The organism is Mucilaginibacter sp., assembly GCF_025362475.1.
In the GTDB taxonomy this organism is placed as follows: Bacteria; Bacteroidota; Bacteroidia; order Sphingobacteriales; family Sphingobacteriaceae; genus Mucilaginibacter.
In genome coordinates this window covers 31917-55004 of the sequence record NZ_JANYGH010000033.1, presented here as the reverse complement: position 1 = coordinate 55004, position 23088 = coordinate 31917, and the positions used below count along the sequence as shown (strand labels likewise).

At 41.9% G+C, this 23088-nt stretch carries 18 protein-coding genes; 7 read left to right on the top strand and 11 right to left on the bottom strand.

The annotated features are described in order from the left end of the window. Positions 1-5 precede the first annotated feature (5 nt). On the top strand, positions 6-1484 hold the full coding sequence (locus tag Q0R88_RS11905; RefSeq protein WP_295716351.1) for a glutamate synthase subunit beta: 1479 nt from the start codon (positions 6-8) through the stop codon (positions 1482-1484). A 204-nt stretch (positions 1485-1688) separates the two neighbouring features. Next, positions 1689-2222: a DUF4142 domain-containing protein gene (locus Q0R88_RS11900; RefSeq protein WP_295716349.1), complete on the top strand. Its 534-nt coding sequence runs from the start codon at positions 1689-1691 to the stop codon at positions 2220-2222. On the opposite strand, the gene Q0R88_RS11895 is transcribed toward Q0R88_RS11900, so the two are convergent. From Q0R88_RS11895 to Q0R88_RS11885, 3 genes are all read right to left on the bottom strand, one after another. After that, the gene (locus Q0R88_RS11895; RefSeq protein WP_295716347.1) at positions 2214-3416 is read right to left on the bottom strand and encodes a DUF763 domain-containing protein; all 1203 of its coding nucleotides are present in this window, start codon (positions 3414-3416) and stop codon (positions 2214-2216) included. The two genes, Q0R88_RS11900 and Q0R88_RS11895, sit on opposite strands and share 9 nt — an antisense overlap. 130 nt (positions 3417-3546) lie before the next feature. Then, positions 3547-5460 (bottom strand): long-chain fatty acid--CoA ligase, encoded by a 1914-nt coding sequence (locus Q0R88_RS11890; protein WP_295716346.1) that lies wholly within the window; start codon positions 5458-5460, stop codon positions 3547-3549. Between the two features lie 70 nt (positions 5461-5530). Beyond that, positions 5531-6418, bottom strand: coding sequence for an alpha/beta hydrolase (locus tag Q0R88_RS11885; RefSeq protein ID WP_295716345.1), 888 nt, complete (start codon positions 6416-6418; stop codon positions 5531-5533). 323 nt (positions 6419-6741) lie between these two features. Here Q0R88_RS11885 and Q0R88_RS11880 point away from each other — a divergent pair, with 323 nt between their 5' ends. The 3 genes from Q0R88_RS11880 to Q0R88_RS11870 are packed head-to-tail and all read left to right on the top strand — an operon-like array spanning position 6742 to position 12018. Beyond that, the gene (locus tag Q0R88_RS11880) at positions 6742-10185 is read left to right on the top strand and encodes a ThuA domain-containing protein (protein ID WP_295716344.1); all 3444 of its coding nucleotides are present in this window, start codon (positions 6742-6744) and stop codon (positions 10183-10185) included. Positions 10186-10210: 25 nt separating this feature from the next. After that, complete coding sequence (locus Q0R88_RS11875; RefSeq protein ID WP_295716342.1) at positions 10211-11071, top strand: sugar phosphate isomerase/epimerase; 861 nt, start codon at positions 10211-10213, stop codon at positions 11069-11071. Positions 11072-11073: 2 nt separating this feature from the next. Further along, positions 11074-12018, top strand: coding sequence for a sugar phosphate isomerase/epimerase family protein (locus Q0R88_RS11870; RefSeq protein ID WP_295716340.1), 945 nt, complete (start codon positions 11074-11076; stop codon positions 12016-12018). A 204-nt stretch (positions 12019-12222) separates the two neighbouring features. Here Q0R88_RS11870 and Q0R88_RS11865 read toward each other — a convergent pair whose 3' ends face one another. The 5 genes from Q0R88_RS11865 to Q0R88_RS11845 all read right to left on the bottom strand — a co-directional run bounded on the left by Q0R88_RS11865 (position 12223) and on the right by Q0R88_RS11845 (position 17675). Next, the gene (locus tag Q0R88_RS11865; protein WP_295716338.1) at positions 12223-13824 is read right to left on the bottom strand and encodes a gliding motility-associated C-terminal domain-containing protein; all 1602 of its coding nucleotides are present in this window, start codon (positions 13822-13824) and stop codon (positions 12223-12225) included. 73 nt (positions 13825-13897) lie between these two features. Next, positions 13898-14032, bottom strand: a complete 135-nt coding sequence (locus Q0R88_RS11860; protein WP_295716336.1) for a hypothetical protein — start codon at positions 14030-14032, stop codon at positions 13898-13900. A gap of 249 nt (positions 14033-14281) precedes the next feature. Beyond that, complete coding sequence (locus Q0R88_RS11855; protein ID WP_295716335.1) at positions 14282-16180, bottom strand: AAA domain-containing protein; 1899 nt, start codon at positions 16178-16180, stop codon at positions 14282-14284. A gap of 79 nt (positions 16181-16259) precedes the next feature. Beyond that, positions 16260-16841, bottom strand: a complete 582-nt coding sequence (locus tag Q0R88_RS11850) for a TetR/AcrR family transcriptional regulator (protein ID WP_295716334.1) — start codon at positions 16839-16841, stop codon at positions 16260-16262. Positions 16842-16919: 78 nt separating this feature from the next. After that, positions 16920-17675 (bottom strand): SDR family oxidoreductase, encoded by a 756-nt coding sequence (locus tag Q0R88_RS11845; protein WP_295716332.1) that lies wholly within the window; start codon positions 17673-17675, stop codon positions 16920-16922. Between the two features lie 361 nt (positions 17676-18036). Here Q0R88_RS11845 and Q0R88_RS11840 point away from each other — a divergent pair, with 361 nt between their 5' ends. Then, positions 18037-19773: a phospho-sugar mutase gene (locus Q0R88_RS11840; RefSeq protein ID WP_295716331.1), complete on the top strand. Its 1737-nt coding sequence runs from the start codon at positions 18037-18039 to the stop codon at positions 19771-19773. A 376-nt stretch (positions 19774-20149) separates the two neighbouring features. Here Q0R88_RS11840 and Q0R88_RS11835 read toward each other — a convergent pair whose 3' ends face one another. The 3 genes from Q0R88_RS11835 to Q0R88_RS11825 form a co-directional block, all read right to left on the bottom strand. Then, positions 20150-21214: an AI-2E family transporter gene (locus Q0R88_RS11835; protein WP_295716330.1), complete on the bottom strand. Its 1065-nt coding sequence runs from the start codon at positions 21212-21214 to the stop codon at positions 20150-20152. Between the two features lie 128 nt (positions 21215-21342). Continuing rightward, positions 21343-21672, bottom strand: a complete 330-nt coding sequence (locus Q0R88_RS11830; RefSeq protein WP_295716329.1) for a nuclear transport factor 2 family protein — start codon at positions 21670-21672, stop codon at positions 21343-21345. Positions 21673-21705: 33 nt separating this feature from the next. Next, entirely contained in the window at positions 21706-22509 is an 804-nt protein-coding gene (locus tag Q0R88_RS11825) for an SDR family oxidoreductase (RefSeq protein ID WP_295716328.1), read from the bottom strand. A 139-nt stretch (positions 22510-22648) separates the two neighbouring features. Between Q0R88_RS11825 and Q0R88_RS11820 the strand changes: the two genes are divergently transcribed. After that, positions 22649-23047, top strand: coding sequence for a helix-turn-helix domain-containing protein (locus tag Q0R88_RS11820; RefSeq protein ID WP_295716327.1), 399 nt, complete (start codon positions 22649-22651; stop codon positions 23045-23047). The last annotated feature ends 41 nt before the right edge of the window (positions 23048-23088 follow it).

Sequence of the window (23088 nt, the reverse complement as noted above, 5' to 3'; positions counted from 1 at the left end):
TTTCAATGGGAAAACCAACAGGATTTCAGGAGTTTAACAGGGAATTACCAACCAAGGTTCCCGCTGCTGAACGCGTAAAGAACTATAATGAGTTTGTTAATTTATATACCGACGAGAAGCTAAATCAGCAATCGGCCAGGTGTATGAATTGCGGTATCCCCTTTTGCCATTCGGGATGCCCGCTGGGTAATATTATTCCGGAGTTTAACGATGCAGTATATCGTAAAAACTGGGAAGAGGCTTACCATATTTTATCATCAACTAATAATTTCCCTGAGTTTACAGGCCGTATATGCCCTGCACCCTGCGAATCTGCTTGTGTTTTAGGTATCAACAAGCCAGCCGTAGCTATCGAGGAAATTGAAAAACATATTATTGAGATAGCTTACAAGAATAACCTGGTTAAGCCAACAGCACCATTGGTAAAATCTGGCAAAAAGGTAGCTGTAATAGGCTCTGGTCCGGCCGGATTGGCAGCAGCAGCTCAATTGGTGAAAGCTGGTCATGCCGTAACCGTTTATGAGCGCGATGATAAACCAGGTGGTTTATTACGCTATGGTATTCCCGATTTTAAATTGGAGAAAAATGTTGTTGAGCGCCGTATCGAGGTGATGGAAAAAGATGGCATTGTATTTAAACTCAACAGCGAAGTTGGTGTAAATGTAGCCGCTGATGATCTGTTGCGTAGCAATGATGCTGTAGTATTGGCAGGTGGCTCAACTGTACCGCGTAACCTTATGATCCCCGGAAGGGAATTAAAAGGGATCCATTTTGCTATGGACTTTTTGAAACAGCAAAACAAGCGTGTGAGCAATATTAGTGTAGATGCAGAAGATATTTTGGCTACAGATAAAGATGTTGTAGTAATTGGTGGTGGTGATACCGGCAGCGACTGTGTAGGTACTTCAAACCGCCAGGGTGCAAAATCTATCAAGCAGTTTGAGGTGATGTACCAACCACCGGCAGAGCGTACACAACACATGCCATGGCCAACATACCCTATGGTGATGAAAACTACCAGTTCGCACGAGGAAGGCGCAGAGCGTTTTTGGGGCGTTAATACACTGGAGTTTTTAGGCGACGAAGATGGTAATTTAAGAGCATTAAAAGTTGTTGATGTGTCCTGGGAGCAGGATGTTATGGGCCGCCCTTTAAAGTTTAATGTTGTTGAAGGTTCTGAGCGTGAAATACCTTGTCAAAGAGTATTCCTGGCAATGGGTTTCTTATATCCTCAGCCTGCGGGTTTATTAGCCCAATTGGGTGTCGAACTTGACGAACGTAAGAATGTTAAAGCTAAAGAAGGCGTTTACCGTACCAATGTAAGCAAAGTATTTGCAGCAGGAGATATGCGCCGCGGACAATCGCTGGTTGTTTGGGCTATATCAGAAGGCCGTGAAACTGCCCGTAAGGTAGATGAATTTTTAATGGGCCACTCTGTGCTGGAAAGCAAGGATGCCGTTAACCAGTTTGATCAGGTGTTTTAAATAGAACCCTCTATCTGTTGAAGATATAACCACTTTGTAATGCCCTTTAAGGGTATGGCAAAGTGGTTTTTTGTTTAAGGAAATTGTGATTTAAGATAATTGCAAAAAACATACATCATTATTGATCAACTTAATTACGCTACTTAGGGAAACCAGTTTGCAGTTTTTTTGTTAAACCTGAACCGTAGTATAATCGATTTATAAATGAAGAAAATAATATGCCTTGTATCTGGTTTGGTCGCCATTGTTTTAGTACAATCATGCCAGAGTAACAAACGCGCGAATAATTACAACGATAAAGCTTCCGCTGATGACAGTGTTTCGCTTTTCCTGAAAAACAGTACAGAAGAAAGTTTGATGGCCGTAAAAGCCTCGGGGTTGGCTATATCAAACTCGAAAAATCAGCGGGTTATTCAATTTGCCAAAACCATGATTGATGATCATACCAGGCTGACCGATGAGTTGAAACAATTACAGGCCGATGATTCAGTTAAGGTTGCCGATACGCTTAATGCCATCCATCAGCAAATAATTGCAAACTTGGAGCAAAAGAAAGCTGCCGAATTTGATAAGGCTTATTTAGAGATAATTGTAGCCCAGGATGGGCAGGAAATGAACCACTTTAAAGCGGCTACACAGGCAAAAAGTTTAAATGTGGTGGAATTTGCGAAGAAAGGTATATCGTTATTACAGGCTCATCTTGAATCGGCAAAAACAATCAGTGGCAACTTAAAATAGCTTCAATTGCTGTTGTATTGGCGGCTTTGCTTTACCCATCACAGTTCTACCACCGTATTTCCAGGAGTCGTCGCGTTCTTTGGCTATTACCTGGTCAAAATTTGCATTCGGGGTAAAGTCTTTTTCAGCATTCTCTGCAATTTTGTGTAAGCGTTTAATAGCCTCGTTCTTCTCGGATAAACCCAGTTTTGACTTATGGACAGCGTTTTGCAGGGTACTGATAGTTTCATCGTAAATGGTGATAGGCACAGGGAATGGATGACCATCCTTGCCGCCGTGCGCAAAAGAAAACCTTGCCGGGTCTTTAAATCGCGATGGCGTTCCGTGAATCACCTCGCTCACCAAAGCCAACGATTGTAAAGTACGCGGACCTAAACCTTGCAACAATAGCAGGTCTTCAAAATCGGCGGGCTGTTTTTCATGAGCCAGCCAAAGTACAGCTCCCAACCTTTTTAAATCCACGTCTTTAGCTTTCACGTCGTGATGATTAGGCATAACCAGTTTGCTGATTTCCCTGATCATCAGCTCCGGATTTTCGGCGGCTATCTGCATTACACCATTTCTTGAAGTATCCGCAAGCTTATCGGTCATGTTCAATATCAGCCCTGTATTTTTACCGTAGATAGAAGTATGCGGATCATCTACGAAAGAAGTAAGTTGTTCCGAATGCCAGTGATAGCGCCTTGCAGTACTGCTGGCATCGCTCATACCTTGTTGCACAACCGCCCATTTGCCGGTATCGCTCAAAATAAAATTATGGGTATATAACTGGAAACCGTCCTGTATGGCAGTGTTATCAACCTTAGCGCTTAGTTTGCTGCATTTAACCAGGTAGTTGCCGTCGAGCCCTGTTGATTCGCTGATCTTTAGCAACTCAGCCGGCGTTTGTTTAGAATGCTTGCCTTTGCCGCCGCAGATGTAGATACCCAACTCGCGGCTATGTGGGTTGATGGCTCGCTTCAAGGCTCCCATAACTGAGGTAGTAATTCCAGAGGAATGCCAGTCCATTCCCATAACAGCTCCTAAGCTTTGAAACCAGAAAGGATCGCTTAAGCGGCGTAACACTTCATCCTTGCCATAATCAATCACTATATTTTCAACGATGGCCAAACCTAACTTTGCCATGCGCTCAGCCAGCCACTGCGGCACATAGCCATAGTGTAAAGGTAAGTCAGCACTGCCAGATCGTTTCATGCTAACAAAGTTAGTAAAATGTTTTGGTGAATTAAGGAAAGTATTCTTTATAAACGAATCAATGCGCTATATGCAAACAAAAAGAGACACATGTAATGTGCCTCCTGTTAATATTTAAAACTATTATTAATTAATCTTCCGTATCCGCTTCTCCGGCATACAACTCGTCTATATCGGCAGCGTATTTTTTTTCTATCACTTTACGTTTAGCTTTCATGGTAGGGGTAATTTCACCTTCTTCCATGCTAAAAGGATTGCGTTTTATTTTGAATGATTTTACACGTTCAAATTTGGCAAGTTCGTTGCTCAGTTTACGAATATCCTGGCCAATCCAGTCAACAATCTCTTTATCCTCAATAAATACTTCCGGTCGTTCAAAAAACTCATTTTTGAGGCCAAAGGTTTCCTGAAGGGTTTCTTTGCCGGGCACTATAATAGCTGCAATGTATTCACGTTTATCGCCCACTAAAAACACCTGCTCAATTTTAGGACTTTTTAGGTACGTGTTTTCAACCGGGGTGGGGTAGATGTTTTTGCCATAGGCATTCACCAGCATATTTTTAAGGCGATCGGTGATTTGCAGGTTGCCGCGGAAAAACCGGCCAATATCCCCGGTATGGAACCAGGCATCAGCGTCAATTACCGTTGCTGTTTCCTCAGGTTTGTTCCAGTAACCCTTCATTACACAATGGCCGCGAACGATGATTTCGCCTTCTTCGGTTATCAGATCTCCTTTGAAATTATCGTGATTTTGTATGGTGTATATCTTTTTGGTTTCAACGTCCTGGATCCCAACCTCGATACCCGGAATAATACGGCCTACAGTGCCATAAATTACCCTATGGCGCTCAGTAACAGCCATTACGGGCGATGTTTCTGTTAGTCCAAAACCTTCCAGGATCACAATACCCAGATCGCCAAAAAACTCACCAATATTTTTAGGCAGGGCACCACCACCAGATACCATGAATTGTAACTTGCCGCCGGTTTTTTCCTTGATCTTGCTAAATACCAGCTTTTCAGCAATCGCATGCTGTGCTTTTAAAACAGGCCCGGGTTTTTTACCGGCTTCCTGCACTAATCGCACTTTTTTGCCAATCTCAAATGCCCATAAAAATATTTTGGTTTTAAGGCCGCCGGCAGATGTTCCACTTTTTATGGCTTTGTCATGAATGCGTTCAAGCAGGCGCGGTACACAGCATAAAATGGTAGGTTTAACCTCGGCCATGTTTTTGGCTAATAACTCTAAACTTTGCGCAAATGCAATTTGTGAACCCTTTAAAATAGCAATATGATATATGGTACGCTCAAACACATGAGATAAAGGCAGGAATGACAGGAAACGATCATCCTTTGTTACAAAAGGAATCTGGATAACACTGTTTAAAGCATTTTGGGTAAGGTTGTAATGGGTAAGCATCACCCCTTTAGGTATACCGGTGGTACCCGATGTATAAATAAGGCAGGATAGATCGGTAGGTAAAATGGCTTCACGGGCTGCATTAATAGCCTGGCGATATTGTTCAACTAATACCAGCCCTTCGCTAATTACCTGGTCAAACCCAATAACACCAGCGTTAAGGTTTAGCTTATCGCTAAACTTTTCAAAATCATCAAAAGCCGGAATAATACGGATAAGTGCCGCGCAGTTATTAGCTATTTTAAGCACCTTGCGAAAAAGGAAAGGATTACCAACAATAACTGTTTTTGCGCCAGAATCATTCAGAATATATTCAATCTCATTCTCGGTAAGGGTTGGATATATAGAGGCATTAACCGCGCCTATCTGCTGCAGGGCCTGGTCGTAGTAAACATAGTTTGGCCCGTTCTCGATAATGAGTGAAAGCCGGTCGCCTTTTTGTATCCCCAGACTAAGCATCCATGCAGATATAGCATCAATTTTTTCTAAGGCTTCGCCGTAAGTGATCTCTACCCAGTTGTCTTTTACTTTATGAATCATAAAAGTGTGACTTTCCGGATGGATATTGGCAACGGTATTACGTATAAATGATGGAACGGTTGATAGGTCGCTTACCTGGCTCATTAAGTATAAATGATTTATATAAACATCAAACTTATGTTTTTTAAGCTAAATACTAAAATGAAATAATGCTTTACTTAACCCCGGGCATCGGTGCCGCCAAATATTCATTCAGCATAGCAACAAATAACTCCGGTACTTTACTGTCGGCGTTAGGCGACATGATCTCGCCCATATAGCTGCCATGGTTATCTGGAAATATAGACAAGCGACCATGAGGCAGCAAACGATACATTTCTACAGCATGCTCAGGACGGACAACGTCCTGGTCTCCAATAACTATTAAAGCCGGGGCTTGTATCGATTTAATAACATCGCTTTCCCAATCCTTAAAATTTTGCATCCTTTTGGCATCTTTATCGTGCATGTTTTGCAGCCCGGCCTGGGTATTACCGGGGATACTTAAATATACTTCCTGGTATATCCTGGGCATATCTTCCAGCCTGGCATGTTTCATCCCTTCCCAAAGCCAGGAATACATCCCTTCACGCTTGTAAAATGCCGACGCCAAAACCAGTTTGCGTACCCGTTCCGGATGCCTGATGGCTATTTGCATAGCGGTATTGCCCCCATTGCTGAAACCCAAAATATCGGCACCGGTAACATTCAGTTGTTTAAGCAGTTCGGCCACGTCGTCAGCATCCTGCTCAAAGCTCACAGGGGCGTCCCTGTCAGTTGTATGCCCGTGAGCCTGAAGCTCTACTGCTATAACCTGGTGTGTTTTGGATAGCATTGGCAGTATTTTCCCAAAAGAAGTGGTTATAGTTGATCCACCGCCATGGATCAACACCAATGGTTGGCCGCTGCCATGAATCTCGTAATACATTTTTATGCCATTTACATTGGCATATCGGCCCGTTTCCTGGCCCTGGGTTTTATTAACTGTTGTCATAGCTATCAGGATAAAAGCAGTGGTTTTAATAAAGCGGTTAAGCAAGTTTTGCATAATCAAATATACCATTGGTTAATAAAATAATAAATGGCGACTTGCGACAATCGCAGATCTATTTACGACTTTTTTCTTTAAAAGATATAAAGTGCTTAGGGTAACAATTTACTTACAATGCATTTGGTGGTAAAAATAAGCGTGTATTTATTACACTCTGATTGGTTATAAATGCTAATATTGTATTAACCAATTAGTTCGCCGGTACTTTTTTGCCATTACATAATACGTTTTTATCATCAAGGCTTAATCCTGTTTTGGGTTGAATTTTTGAAAGGACGCGTTGCTTTAGCAGATTGATTGGGAATAAGCAGAACATCAACTAAATCTCTCAAATAATGTCATTAAAATTAAAACTCACCTGTATTTTATTGATTGGGCTCAGCTTTGGGCTGTATTCATTTAAAAAACCAGTGCCAACGCAGCATGTTCTTGTTTTTTCAAAAACATTAGGCTGGCATCACTCCTGTATTCCTTTTGGTATTGCTGCTATACAAAAGTTGGGGAAAGAGAATGATTTTGAGGTGGATACCACCACCAATGCAAATGCTTTTACAGATAACAATTTAAAGAAGTACGATGCCGTAATATTTCAATGTACAACCGGCAATGTACTCAATGCCGAACAGCAGGCTGCTTTTGAACGGTACATACAGGCTGGGGGCGGCTATGCAGGCGTGCACTCCGCAGCCGATACGGAATATGATTGGCCTTGGTATGGTAAACTGGTAGGCGCCTATTTTTCAAGCCATCCCAATAACTCAAACATTCGGAAGGCAACAATTGATGTTACCGATAGGACAAACCCTATTACAGCTAATCTGCCGGCAAGGTGGGAGCGTACCGACGAATGGTATAATTATAAATCCATCTATAGCGGCATACATGTGCTGGCCAGTTTGGATGAAAATACCTATGATGGGGGCACCAATGGAACAAGTCATCCCATAACCTGGTTTCATGAGTTTGATGGCGGTCGTTCTTTTTATACCGGATGCGGTCATACCGATGAAAGTTACAGCGATCCATTGTTTTTGGGGCAATTGCTGGGCGGGATCCGCTATGCCATGGGCAATGGCAAGCCAATGGATTATGGTAAATCCTATTCAAAGGTATCGCCAGATCAAACACGCTTTATAAAAACAGTATTGGTTAGCAATATTGCATCACCAATGGAACTGGCAACAGCTAAGGACGGCCGTGTGTTTTTTACCCAGCTGATGGGCAATTTTTCTGTATTTAATACCCGTACAGGTCAGTTCAAAGTGATCCATAAATTTCCAATTACGTATGAGGGAGGCACCGGCGTTATTGGTTTAACGCTCGATCCTAAATTTGAAAGCAACCAGTTTGTTTATATTTATTACATGCCCGCAGGGCAAACTATTGAGCCACTTAACTTTCAGCTGTCCCGTTTTAAATTAAGTCCGTTAAATGTGCTCGACCTGAAATCTGAAAAGATATTATTGAAAGTTCCGGTTCAAAAAGTGAGCGGTGCTCATCATGGGGGCTCATTGGCCTGGGATAAAAATGGTAATTTATACCTATCAACAGGTGATAGTTCAAGTCCGTTTCCTGCAGATGGTTATGCTCCTTTGGATGAACGCCCTGGAACGGAACATTACAGTTTAGATGCGCAGCGCAGCGCGGGCAACACAAACGATTTTAAAGGAAAGATATTAAGGATCCACCCGGAAGCTGACGGTACCTATACTATACCCGAAGGTAACCTTTTCCCTAAAGGTACGGCTAAAACCAAGCCCGAGATTTATGTAATGGGCTGCCGTAATCCTTACCGTATAGCAGTAAACCCGGTAACCTCGGTGCTATACTGGGGCGAAGTTGGACCTGACGCAGGTAAAGACTCGCCGCGCGGACCGCGTGGGTACGATGAATTTAACCAGGCACGCAAGGCCGGTAATTTTGGCTGGCCATATTTTGTGGGCAATAACTATGCTTATTCTCACTGGGATTTTGTAACCAATACACCAGGACCGAATTTTGATCCCAAGGCTCCTGTAAATAACTCGCCAAACAATACCGGTTTAAATGTACTGCCACCCGCTACACCGGCGATGATCTGGTATCCCTATGCCGCATCGGATGAGTTTCCAGAATTGGGTATGGGAGGAAGATGCGCTATAGGTGGTGGTTTTTATGAGTATGATGCCAGTGTTAAAAACCCCAACAAGTTTCCCGAATACTACAACGGTACCTTATTCATGGCTGATTGGATGCGCAACTGGGTTATCAACCTAAAGTTTGATAAAGATGAGAATTACCTGCGTAATGAAGCTTTTATGCCAGCCAATGGCGATTTCAGAAGGCCAATTGATATGGAATTTGGCCCTGATGGCGTATTGTATATGCTGGAGTATGGCTCGGTATATGGTGCACAAAATGAAGACGCGCGCCTTGTGAAAATTGAATACAATACGGGTAACCGCGCACCCATAGCCAAAGCAGGCATTACAGATACTGCTATGCAGTCGTACTATCAGCACACCAAATATTTGACAGCTGAGCTAAAGGAAATGCCCGTTAAAAAAGAGATTTCTGGCCAGGCCCCACTTAGCGTGAGCTTCAATAGTCAAAACAGTAAAGATCTGGATGATGATGACGCAATAACTTATCAATGGTTGTTTGATGGTAAAACAGTAGGTGCAACAACCGCTTCGGCAAGTTATACCTATACTAAGCCCGGCGTATACAAAGCCATACTAAAGGTTACAGATAAAGGTGGATTAACAGGCAGAGATACCGTAATGGTAAGAGTTGGTAATACCAGGCCCGTTGTAACTATTGCCAGTACCGATAATAAATCATTCATCTGGAATGGTAAGCCTTTTAAGTATCGTGTAGTAGTGAAGGATAAAGAGGATGGAAAGATTGATCCTAAGCGGGTGAAATTATTTTACATGTATAACCCGCAGCCATCCACAGATGGTAAAACCGTGCAAAACCTGGCCGCGTTATCTGCTACTGAAATTAGCTATCCGGGTAAGGCCTTAATGGCATCCAGTGATTGCAAATCGTGCCATACAATCAATAAACTGGCTGTTGGCCCAAGCTTTACCGCTATTGCGAACAGGTATAAAGCACAAAAAGGTTCTACCGATAAACTATCCAAAAAAATAATTGCCGGTGGCGCAGGCAGCTGGGGAACCGAGCATGTGATGAGCGCGCACCCACAGCTGTCAAATGCTGATACAAAGGAGATTGTAAAGTATATATTCTCCTTAACCGACAAGAAGGGTAAAGTAATGCCTTTGCCTTTGAATGGCAGTTTGAACCCGAAATTTAATGATACCGAACCACGCGGGCAATACACCATATTGGCATCTTATACCGATAAAGGTGGTAAAATTGTTGGTCCGCTAACTGGTACCGACGTAGTTACATTACGCAATGCTGATGTTAAAGCTGTTTATGCTGATGATTTGAAAGGTTTTAACCGTTATGGAAATGATCTTTCATTGGGTAATCACAAATCATTTGTGCTATTTAAAGATGTGGACCTGACGAATATTAAAAAATTCAATTTTCAATATGCATCAAAGGAGATTGATGGCGAAATTGAGGTACGTATGGATTCACAGGCCGGGCCGGTTATTTGCTCAACAGCTTATGGCGATACAGGCAGCTGGGATAAACTGGCGTGGTTAAGTGCTGACGTACAGAAACCCGTTACCGGCAAACATAATGTATTCATATTTGCTATTAAACGTACCAAACCAAACGACGGGATCCTTAAGCTAAGCGATATTAGGTTTGATCAATAAATTAAACAATTAAATAAACTCCTTTATGAAGAAAATAGCTGTAGTTACAAGTGTTTGTTTAGCAATGGGTTTGCTATCAACACAAACTTTCGCTCAGAGTGGCAAACCGGTTTTTGTTGCGCCGGTTGGTGTAGAAGGATATACTTTTCGCAGCAGTATGCCTAAAGCTACGATTGCTGTGCTGGATACCATTAAATCAATGGGCATAACTGAGCTGGAGGGCGAGGGGCCCAAGGGCATGCCGCCCGAAGAATTCAGGAAACTGTGTAATGAGCGCGGCATAACTATCCCATCAATTGGCGCAGGTTATGATGATATTGTTAAAAGCCCCGGCGACGTAATTAAGCAGGCAAAAATTCTGGGTGCTAACTATGTGATGGTGGCCTGGATACCTCATGGTAAAGAGTTTACGATTGACGATGCCAAAAAAGCTGTGGCTGATTTTAACAGGGTAGGGCAGATCCTCTCAGAAGCCGGACTTACATTTTGCTATCATAACCATGGTTACGAATTTGGAGCTTATGAGGATGGTACGCTGTTTGATTACATCGCGAAAAACACCAACCCTAAATATGTATCTTTTGAGATTGACCTGCTATGGTCGTTTCATGGCGGCCAGGATCCGGCTAAGCTGATCAATAAGTATCCAAACCGGATAAAACTAATGCACCTTAAAGATATCCGTAAGGGTGTGGCTAATGATTTAACCGGGGGAACAGATACCAAAAATGATGTAGCCCTGGGCACCGGACAAATTAACATTCCTGAAGTTTTAAAGGCAGCAAGAAAAGCTGGTGTTAAGCACTATTTTATTGAGGATGAAAGTCCATCATATGCTACCCAGATGCCTGTCACTATAGCTTATATCAAGAGTTTAAAATATTAGAGATGGCTGAGGGATTAAACAGACGACAGGTGTTAAAAACAATTGGTTTAGCGGCAGGTGCGGCAGCTTTGGGTAATCGTGTTTCGGCGGCAATTAAAGTGGAAAAGAAAAACGATAATGGCTTTGTGTATTCGCTAAACATGAGCACCATCCGGGGTCATAACCTGGGTTTTGTGAAAGAACTTGAAGTAGCGGCAAAGGCTGGTTTTACCTCAGTGGAGATTTGGCTGGATACGCTGCAAACCTACCTGCAAAACGGCGGTTCACTATCCGAAGCAAAAAAGATCATTGATGGCCTGGGGCTTAAAGTAGAGGATGCTATAGGGTTTGCCCCCTGGATAGTTGATGACGATGCCGTTCGGCAGAAAGCCGTTGTTCAATTACAGGCAGATATGGATATGCTGGCCAAAATTGGTTGCCCGCGCATAGCTGCCCCGCCTGCCGGCGCTACAAAGTTACCATTGATAGGCCTGGATACTATTGCCGAGCGTTATAGCACTATACTAAAAATGGGCAAGCAAAGCGGCGTTATCCCACAGTTAGAAATGTGGGGAGGTTCTGTAAACCTGAAACAAGTGAGCCCGGTACTATATGTGGTTGCTGCCTGCGGCGATGCGGATGCTCGGATTTTGTTGGATGTATTCCACGTTTATAAGGGGCAGTCGCCTGTGGAGAGTTTAGCATTTGTAGGTAAGCCGGCATTAGATATCTTACACGTAAATGATTACCCGGCCGGTATCAGTCCCGGGCAGATCTCGGAACCTGATAGGGTATACGTGGGTGATGGCATTGCTCCGGTAAAGCAAATATTGCAACTTGCCAAACATCCCGATAAACCTTTAATTATATCCTTCGAGGTATTTAACAAAAGCTATTATGCACAGGATGCATTGCAGGTGGCAAAAACAGCACTAAAGAAAATGAAGGCAGTTACTGCATCAGTTTAACAATGCGAATAAGTGTTCCACCCGAACGCATGAAACGATTGATACACCTGGAACGCCCAGGATGCTGATTATTAGTGTTCTGGGCGTATTTCTTAACATAGCAGGATGGGATGCCTTTGTTATTGATTATCAATATTTTGTGTTTATTTAGTCATGCCCGCCGATAATTGACATAAGATTAAGCAATATTTTTTTAGATAGATGCTACCTGATTATAACTACGTACCCCGAAACGGGCGGCAAGTTGTTGCCTAAATTGATGATGTAGTAATAAGTTCCTGCCGGCAGGTTTTTACCGTTATACCTGCCATCCCAAGGCTGTGTATATCCGACGCTTTTAAATAGCAGGCCGCCCCATCGCGAATAAACAAAAACTTTACAGCCGGGAAAATATTGAAGATATTTAATAACCCAGGTATTATTAGTACCATCATTGTTTGGGCTAAATGTATTTGGAGGTTTTAATGTTGAACAGGAATTTTTCTTAATATTAACGGTATCAGAAGTTTCGCAGCCATATTCATCAGTAACTTTTACCCGGTAACTACCACTGGTTTTTACTAAATAGGTAGGGTTTGTGCTGCCATCCTGCCATAAATATTTAGTAAATATGCCAGGGTTTAATATTACGGAATCGCCCAGGCATAAAACCAGGTCGGCGCCAAGGTTTGGCTTTTTGTGTACGGTTAAATTTAAATTAGTAATAATGTCATCGCAGCCTTGGTTGTTGCGTAAAGTATCGCTGTATTGGCCTGTGGAATTTATAACCCTGCCCGACGGTAACCTGTAAGAATCTGCAGGGCAAATGGTAGCGGAAATATTATTGGTTTTAGGGGGATCATATACATGATAAGTAATGGTTACTACATTTGAGTTGGTACTGCTGCAATTACCATTATTGTTATCTTCCACCACATTTAACCGCAAAAAAGAGGTGCCTGCTCCCGGCGGGATAAATTGGTAATCTGGATTGGTTGCCCCCTGTATATTTACCCAGTTAGTTTTATCTGCCGAAATTTGCCATTGATAGGCGTTCTTCACATAACAGTCCTCCACTTTTGAATTAAGGCTAATGTTGCCTTTATAGCACGAATTTTCAAATGTATCACCTGTAACATCATCTATACCTATTGTAGTTACAGGGCCTGCCGGTGTAATAGTAATATCATCTAAAGCCAGGTCGTTTCCGTATCCCCCGGGAACATCGTTGTGCATCCTTATTACAACGGTAGACGTGCCGGGCGAGGTTTTGAAATTAAACCCGCATTTGAGCCATTTAACCGGGTCTGTTACAACTATTGGTCCTGTACTATAACTTTTTAAAACCGTTCCGCCGGTGGTTTCAATGGTGATGGTAATAGCCGGCTCAAGACCACCTTGAGCCGCAAACATGTTTAAAACATAGGCGGCAAACTGGTAAGTTGTTCCATCACATAAACCATTAACCTTTTGTACAAAAAAGTCGCCGGCTGCACGTTTCATACCATAAATCATAAAATAGCCGCCTGTATTCCCCGTATGGTCTGTTACCGTATGCCAAAGGCCGTAACAACCTGCAGTGTGGTTAACAATGGAGTAGAAGTCGTCTTCCGGGCATATCCCGGCACCATACCTGTAATCTGTTATACCATCTTGTAGCGGAGGACCAATTTCGTCATCGCCAGATCCGAATGTTTCATTAAAAACGGGTACTCCCGAACTTTTTGAGCATTGCGAATAAGCCAGAGAAGCGTTTAGCAGGAAAATAAGAAGGATAAAACCCCTTAGGCACATCAGGTAATAATTGGTGAATAAAGCTATAAACAATTACCTGATTTTTTAGCGGCTCTGAGAAGCTGTCTAAAAATAAATAAACAGATTGTCGTTACTTCGTGCCTACCTATGGCGTATTTGCTAAAACCTCTTTTGTCATCCTGAGGAACGAAGGATCTACTCTCCACCATGTTTCTTCGCCCTGTACAGTTTGCAAATAGATCCTTCGTTCCTCAGGATGACAAACCTTTCTAAACGTCATTTCCCCTTCAGGGTCCTCCGGATTTTAAAACTACCTATGACATATTGGATTTTGAGGAGTGTGGGCCTGTTAGTCTGAGCCTGTCGAAGACTCGCGCGGAGAGGCCTTTGCCCGCTATCCTTCGACAGGCTCAGGATTACAGCCATTTTTGTTGCGTCATTTTCTCCTTCAGAGGCCACCGGGTTTTGCAATTAACTATGACATATTTCTTAAAAAGGCTTTTGTTATCCTGAACGATTTGAAGGATCTTTAATCTCCGGAGTATTCCCAGGCACTTTGGTATCCGCCCAGTTTTTCGGCATGGTCAACAAAATCAGCATAAAATTTTAACCTGGTAAGGGTTGCGCTATCGCCAATAACTACCAATTTTTTACGTGCGCGGGTCATGGCTACGTTCATGCGGCGTATATCTGACAGGAAACCGATCTCGCCATCAGAATTGCTACGGGTAAGGCTGATGTAAACCACGTCACGCTCTTGTCCCTGGAAACTATCAATGGTATTAATGGAGATATCATCTGCATGTGGTATTAAGTCCGGATTGTTCTGCAATTGCTCTTTCAGTATCCTGATCTGTTCTTTATAAGGGGATATAATGGCAATGCTCGGAAATTTAACGGTAGGATCAATTGCGGTTACCAGCCTGTTTAAATGTTTAAATAACAATGCTGCCTCATCGGGATTAAAAGTGCTGGTACCCGCCTGTTGCTCTTCAAAACCAGCGCCGGCAGTATCAATAAAAGTAACCGGAATATCCCCGTTAAAAAGTAAACGGTTAGCTACTGATGCATGCGCTTTTAATTTATCTTCATAAAATTCTCTTGAAGAGAAGCCCATAATAGCTTCATTCATGCGGTATTGCACATCTAACAAAACAACAGCTTCGGGATGGAGGGCTACGCATTTTTCGAGCAGGGTAATGCTTAAGCCCGCTTTGGCCGCTTCGGTTGATTTGATGGTAGGCGGGAGCTGTAAATGATCTCCCGCTAAAATTACCTTTTGAGCTTTAAGGATCGGGATCCAGGTGGCAGGTTCAAGAGCCTGCCCAGCCTCATCTATCACAACGGTATCAAATTTTACATCCCTAATGGTATAATGATTGGAGCCCACCAGCGTTGCTGTAATCACTTGCGCTTTGCTTACCAAATCATCAATGATATGCTGCTCTGCAAGGGCTACATCTTTCATGATCTTGTGCGCTTCATTAAACAGCGCCTTGCGTTGGTCGCGCTCAGATTTTCCAAAGCTGCGCTTGTACTTATGGGCCATGTCTTTATAAGCGCTGGCCTGCTTTTTTAAGGTGCGGATCAATTTATTATCAGCATGCGCGGTCATTTTGCTATCGAGCGTTAAAGCCACCAGCTTTTCAGAAACACGATTGGGGTTACCTATCCTTAAAACGTTTATTCCTTCGTCTGCCAGTTTCTCGCTTAAAAGGTCAACAGCTGTATTACTGGCGGCAACTACCAGTATTTGTTTATGGGTTTGTTTAGCCAATAGATTGATGGCCTGTACCAGTGTAGTGGTTTTGCCTGTACCGGGCGGGCCGTGAACAATGGCCAGGTCCTGTGCTGCAACAATTTTATTTACCGCTGCTAACTGTGAAATGTTTAAACGGGATATAGGGACGGGGATAACATCATCTGCAAAAATAGCAGCGCTTTTACCGGTAAGGATTTTTACTAACCTGCCTTCGTCTGGTTTTGCGTTTAAAATAGCTGCATGTTTAATGGCTTTCAGCATTTCGTCATAACTGTTGTTATCAAACAGCAAGTCGATACCTAGTTTGCCGTCCCGACTCCAATCGGGCAGTTCATCGGTGTATAAAGTGATCTTAAGTCTGTTGCCGCCCTGGTAAGTGATGAGGCCTTCTACGCGGTCTTTTTTAGGGTCGTGATTGGAAAATAAGGCAGCTGGTACACCAAACCTAAGCTGGTGCGATAGGTCTTGATGGGTAGTTCGTTCAACTTCAACACTCAGATAGTCGCCCCGGCCAGGTTCTGTATTCCTGATAGCGATAGGGTACCAGCTCAGGCCCTGCGCGCGGCGGTCGGCTGCCGAAGTGTTTTCTGTTAGCTTTAGATAAGTGTTGCGATCTTCATCTTTCTCTTTGTTCAGCAGATCAAGCAGCTTTTTAAAATAGTCCATCGGCTGCAAAGGTAATATAAATGCTAAAGGCTTAATGCGGAAGGCGAAAAGCGAAAAGCGAAGAGATCATTCGGCAAACTTAACGTAGGGCAGACAAAGCCACGGTCACAATATCTTCCAGTACTTTCGTGTCGGCTCCTGCCCGGGCCGCCACTCTTAAGCCGCTGATGGTGCTGAATATAAACCTTGCCAAAGCCCTTGAATCAATTGTTGTTTTAAATTGACCGTCGCGCTGGCCTTTTTCAATTGTTTTGGACAGGGCATCTTCCACGCTCAGGTTATTCTCAGTTACTAAATCGGCAATTTCCTTATCGTGACTGGATAGCTCAACAGCTGTGTTCACCATAAAGCAGCCCTTTGCCAATGTATCTTCTTCGCTTTCTTTAATAACAGCATAAAGGATCTGTGTTATTACTTCTTCGGCGTTATCAGCATTGTTAAGCAGTGAAAGTACTGCATTGGTATTTTTTGATTGATATTGTCTTAGTGATTTCGCAAAAAGCGTTTTTTTATCAGTATAAGTATTATAAAGGCTTGAGCGGTTTATGCCTAACCTATCTACCAGGTCCTGAGCGGATGTGGCATGGTAGCCTTTGTCCCAAAATAATGAAAGCGCTTTATCAAGCAGTTCATCCTCATCAAATTCTTTTTTCCGGGCCATAATAAATCTCTCTTATACAAAATTACCGATTTGAAACAAACGTTCCAAATCGGTATAAATAAATTAGCAAACTATTAATTAATAAATAACGGCGTTTACAGTTAAGCCGCCATCAACAGTAAGTTCGGTACCGGTAATAAATGAAGCATCGTCAGAAGCTAAGAATCTAACTGCATTGGCAATTTCTTCTGATTTAGCAAAACGGTTTAACAAGATCTTTTTACCTAATAAGCTTCCAAAGCCACTTACTTCTTCTTCTGATAAACCTAATTTACCATAAAGTGGAGTTTCAACCGGGCCGGGAGAAATTGCGTTTACACGTATCTTGCGGCTTGCAAGTTCACTTGCCAATACTTTGTTAAGCGATAATAAAGCTGCTTTGCTGGCTGCATATACGCTGCTATCGGGCACACCCAAAGCGGCATTTACAGATGTGTTAAAAATAATAGAACCACCATCGTTTATTATTGGCAGAAATTTTTGAACAGTGAAGTAAACACCTTTTACATTTAAATTCATGATGGTATCATAGTGTTCTTCAGTTGCAGTGGCTACAGAGCTAAATAAGGCTACACCAGCATTCAGGAACAGGATATCCACTTTACCGAACTGATCTTTAACTTCGGTAACAAGATTGTCAATCTGGTCTAATTTAGCCTGATCAGATACGATGCCGGTTACGCCCAACTCTTCTGCTGCCTTGCTTACTGCTGCCGCATTCCTGCCGGTGATAACTACCTGTGCACCTTTTGATGCTAATTCTTTAGCTGTTGCATACCCTATACCGCTATTACCACCTGTAACTACGGCAACTTTGTTTGTTAAATTACTCATTGTTTTATTTTTTTATGTTGTTGTTTTTGTTTTGATAGATCAAAGATAAGTATTTTGAAACGATCGTTTCAAAATTATTTTTTGTTTTTTATTGATGATGACATTCGCTTTACAAACCTCACTATACGGGATCCGGTTTAGCCTGTAAAATAATAATTATGTATGGACAATAACAGGGCAAATGCAGATTAATTAACTGTTGGCAATTTTTATAATTATAGATAATTGCAGAAAATGTTACATTTAGCAACATTAAATGGTATTTATATTTTAAGCGTTGCAGTTTTTTTATTGCACTTTTAAAAACACATTTTATTACCATATTTGTTACAGTACAGGTTTACCAATAATCTATTTAAAAATGCAAGACTTAGACCCATCAATTCTTCAAAAAGTGAACACCTGGCTTCAGGGAAATTATGATGCCGATGTTAAACAGGAAATTCAGACGTTACTTGATCAAAAAGCATATACCGAATTAACGGATTCGTTTTATCGCGATCTGGAGTTTGGAACCGGCGGTTTGCGCGGAACCATGGGGCCAGGATCAAACCGTATTAATAAGTACACTATTGGCGCTGCTACCCAGGGCTTAGCTAATTACCTTAAAAAAACGTATCCAGGCGAAAAGGTTAAGGTAGCTATAGCTCATGACAGCCGTAACAATGCCGATCTGTTCTCAAACATCACTGCCGAAGTTTTTTCTGCTAATGATATTCACGTTTACTTTTTTAAAGCGCTGCGCCCAACACCAGAGCTTTCTTTTGCTGTACGCCATTTTAGTTGCAAAAGCGGAGTAATGTTAACCGCTTCTCATAACCCAAAAGAATATAACGGCTACAAAGCTTATGGTGCCGATGGCGGTCAGTTTGTTGCGCCTCATGATAAGGCTGTAATGGATGAGGTGGCTAAGATTGCCAGTGTAGATGATATTAAATTTAATCGTGTTGATGCCAATATTGAAGAGATAGGTGAGGAAATAGATAATCTTTATTTAGATAAGATCACTGAGCTTTCTGTTTCGCCGGAAGCTATCCAACGCCAAAAGGACCTTAAGATTGTTTATTCACCTATTCACGGTACGGGAATTACTCTGGTACCCCAGGCATTAATGCGGTTCGGTTTTGAAAATGTGATCCTGGTTGACGAGCAAACTACACCCGATGGGAATTTTCCTACTGTAGTGTATCCAAACCCCGAAGAAAAAGAAGCGTTAACGCTTGCCCTTAAAAAGGCGCAGGAAGTTGATGCCGACCTGGTACTGGCAACAGACCCAGATGCTGACCGGGTGGGTATTGCTGTAAAAAATACCGATAATGAGTTTATCCTGCTAAACGGTAATCAAACCGGCTGTATGCTTATCAATTACCTGCTGAGCGCATGGGAAGAAAAAGGTAAACTTACCGGCAAAGAATACATTGTTAAAACCATTGTAACTTCAAACCTTATTGAAGAGATAGCTAAAGCTAAAAACGTAACCTATTATAATACCCTAACCGGCTTTAAATACATTGGTGAGTTGATGACCAAATTTGAAGGCAAACAAACCTTTATTGGCGGCGGTGAAGAAAGTTATGGTTACCTGATAGGCGAACTGGTGAGAGATAAAGATGCTGTGGTATCAAGCGCGTTTATTGCCGAAATGACCGCTTATTATAAAGATAAGGGCAGCAGCTTATTTGAAGCCCTTTTAGATACTTATGTACAATATGGTTTCTACAAAGAAAAACTGATCTCGATCACCAAAAAAGGTAAAACCGGAGCTGAAGAAATTAAAGCCATGATGGAAAAATTCAGGAACAATCCTCCTGCTACATTAGGTGGCTCAAAGGTTATTGCTTTGAAGGATTACGAAAATAGGATAGAAACCGACCTGAACACCAATACAACTTCGGCTATTGAATTGCCAACGTCTGACGTTCTTCAGTTTATTACCGCGGATGGCAGTATCATTTCTGCCCGCCCATCAGGTACAGAGCCAAAGATCAAATTTTATTGCAGTGTAAACGGTAAACTGGCCAGTAAAGAGGCCTATGCTGAAACCGATAAGCAATTGGAAGCTAAAATTGATGCAATTATGCAAGATCTGGGCGTGTAATTTTAATTAACGACAGGATGATATATGAGATCCCGGGCGATGGTCCGGGATTTTTTTGTACCACGTACGCACAATAGCTGTACGTTTCCGTACGATATTTTTTGGATGTTTTTTTGGTAAGTAGTTGTGTGTTAAATATTTATTTGATTGGCACGAACTTTTAAGTGAAAGCTTTGTTATTAACCTTGAGTTTTAGCCAATTAATAACAACGAAAATATTAAAAAGCGCCTGGCGCTTTAAAGCCTGCTCTTTATGAAGATAAATCAAACGTGAGAAATTTGATTTAGTTGATGTTACGTATTTAGTAACCATGCGTTCCGGGGTGAGATACGGAACGCATTTTTATTTTAGCATCTGCGTTTATAGTTTGCTGAGTTATGGTGTAACAGGCGTATCGGTTTCGTTTATTTTCTTCACATACAACTCATCAACCAGTATCATCACAATAGCCAATAAAGGCACTGCCAGTATGATACCCAAAACACCAGATAATGTTCCCATAAGCACCTGCGCTAAAATGGTTAACGCGGGTGGCAGGTTGATCATTTTATTTTGAATAATTGGTGTTACAATATTGCTTACAATTGTTTGCGTTACCATATAAATCAGCGCTACAATAATTGCCGTATTTGTACTTATGGTTAAAGCGAGTAATACACCCGGAATCATGGCTGCCAATGAACCAAAATTTGGTATAAGCTTAAGCAGGCCCGTAAGCAATGCCAAAACGAGTGCTACCGGGATACTCATAATGCCTAAACCTATAGAAAGTAAAATAAACACCAGTACCATGGATAGCATCATGCCCTTTAACCAGCCTTTAAGGGCATAGCTGATGCGGTCAAATATCTGGCGGGCGAGAGGTTTCTTACTATCTGGTACCAATTTTATCAGCCCATCTTTGTATAAATCAGGATTGGAGGTGAAAAATATGGCAAGGAACAGGATGATATAAATATCGCCCAAAACACCAAAACTAGTATTAAAGAATGATTTGGCAGTAGTCATTAATGCATCCGAGTTATCAGATGCAAGGTATTCAAGAATTTTTCTGCCAATTGGAGTTTCGGCCATTTTTATTTTAGCGTTGTTGATGGTATGGGGCAGCGTATCGCTCAAAACAGCCACCTGGTTTGATATTTTGGTTCCCATGATCCAAAAAAGTACTGCCAATATGGCAAAGGAGCCTCCTATAGAAATGGCCATGCAAATGCGGCGTTTCCATTTGGTGTTTCGCTGAATTAAATCGCCAAGCCCGTGAAAATAAACGGAGATCAGTATTCCGGCAAGCACCATCAACAACACATTGAAGGCAACACGGGCAATCAGTATCACTACAACCAACAGCGCAACAATGGCTACCGTATGCCATACTTTTTCAATGTACGTAAGTTCTTTTTGGGTTATTTTATCTGTAGGCTGCTTGCTTTCATTTGTCATACTAACTGAATAGAAAAAGGGGTACAGATAGGGGACAATAAATACGCTCAAAAGTTTTAGTGAATGTTAAATTGCTATTAATTGAACATGGTTTTAATAAAAATTTGTTAATTACATGCATTAGAAAATCAACTGTGGGATAGCTCAATTATTTTATCGCCTGCTAATTTGAAATGGTTTTGTATGTCAATCGGGTTTTTACCGGGGAAATTTCCTGTAAGCCGGGTGGTAACAATAATAGCTGGTTGCTCCAGTTCAATATCCAAAACTTCCATCTGGAATTCATATAATTCAGTGATCAGTTTCAGCCATGCTTTAATCTCATTTAAACCTTTATAGTTTTTTCCTTCATCCTTAACAATGGCATCATCGGTAAAAAGGGAAAGTAATTTTGCTGTATCCCTGCTGTTTGAGGCATCAACATAATCGCTGATTATATTTGGTATTATTTTTTTCATGGTGTCCAATTTGCCTGGTTATTTTTATTATAGTTATACTGTGGGTACAGATCCGCCGTCAATCACAAACTCGCCACCGCTCAGGTACGCTGCCCTGTCAGATACAAGAAACGCAACCAGTTCTGCAACTTCTTCGGGTTCAGCCGGTCGTCCCATGGGGATGCCGCCTAATGAATTCATAATAGTTTCTAATGCCGCAACCTTGTCGCCTCCATTTTTCGATGCAATATTATTTATCATTCCCTGTGCTCCATCGGTATTGATAAATCCGGGCGAAACTGTATTTACACGTACTCCTTTTGGCGCCAGTTCTTTTGCAATTCCTTTACTGTAATTAGTTAATGCGGCCTTGGCTGCGGCATACGCTATTGTAGCCTCAAAAAGCGGCATTTTTCTTTGGATAGACGAAATGTGGATAATTACACCGGAGCCCTGAGCTAACATAGCGGGTAACATGCCCCTGTCTAAGCGAACAGCCGCCATTAAATTTGTGTTTAAGGCATTTGCCCAATCTTCGTCAGTTAAAACCATAACCCCACCACTTGGTGCCGAAGATCCACCTAAGGAATTAATAAGTATATCAATTCCGCCTAAACGTTTAAGCGTTTCATCAATTACCTTTATCGCGCCTTCTTTGGTGCTCAGATCTGCCTGGATAAATTGTTCGGGTTTCAGATCATCAGGAACCGTCCTTGCAGTGGTAACAATGCTTGCCCCGCCTTTTAGTAAACGATTAAAAATCGCTTTTCCCGCGCCCTTTGTCCCGGCGGTTACCAGGATTCTTTTACCCGTAAATTCAGTTTCATCGATATTACCATTCTTTTTCGTTGTACTCATGAGATGTTGTGTTTTTATGGCAACAAAGTTCGGCAGGGTGTCACTCGCGTACAAGTACGGAAAAACGATTCAATAGGGATAAATTATTCCCTATGCTGTTTTAGTTTCCAATACCTTAAATTTGTGATATTACAACACAATGTATAAAAGGAAAATTCCAATAGCGCTTGATTGTGGGCTCGATCTGGTTAGAGAGATACTAAACGGCAAGTGGAAGATCATGTTACTTTATTATATCTCCAAAGGCATCAAACGTCCTGGTGCATTACAAAGAAGTATTCCTGAGGCATCGCGCAGGGTATTAAATATGCAACTGAATCAATTGGAAGATCATGAGCTGATTAGTAAATTAATTTATGCTGAACTTCCTCCTAAAGTTGAATACAGTTTAACAGAATTCGGAAAATCGTTAATTCCTGTTATTGAAGTCATAGGCGATTGGGGTGATAATAACCGCGACCGCTTGCAACAGGTTATTATTAAAGCAGAAAATATGCTTGCTGCTGCTGATGAGGCTGTTGTAAAAAAAAATGATTGAAATTGGTCTTGTTTACTATTAAATAAAAATAAAGCGGTTAG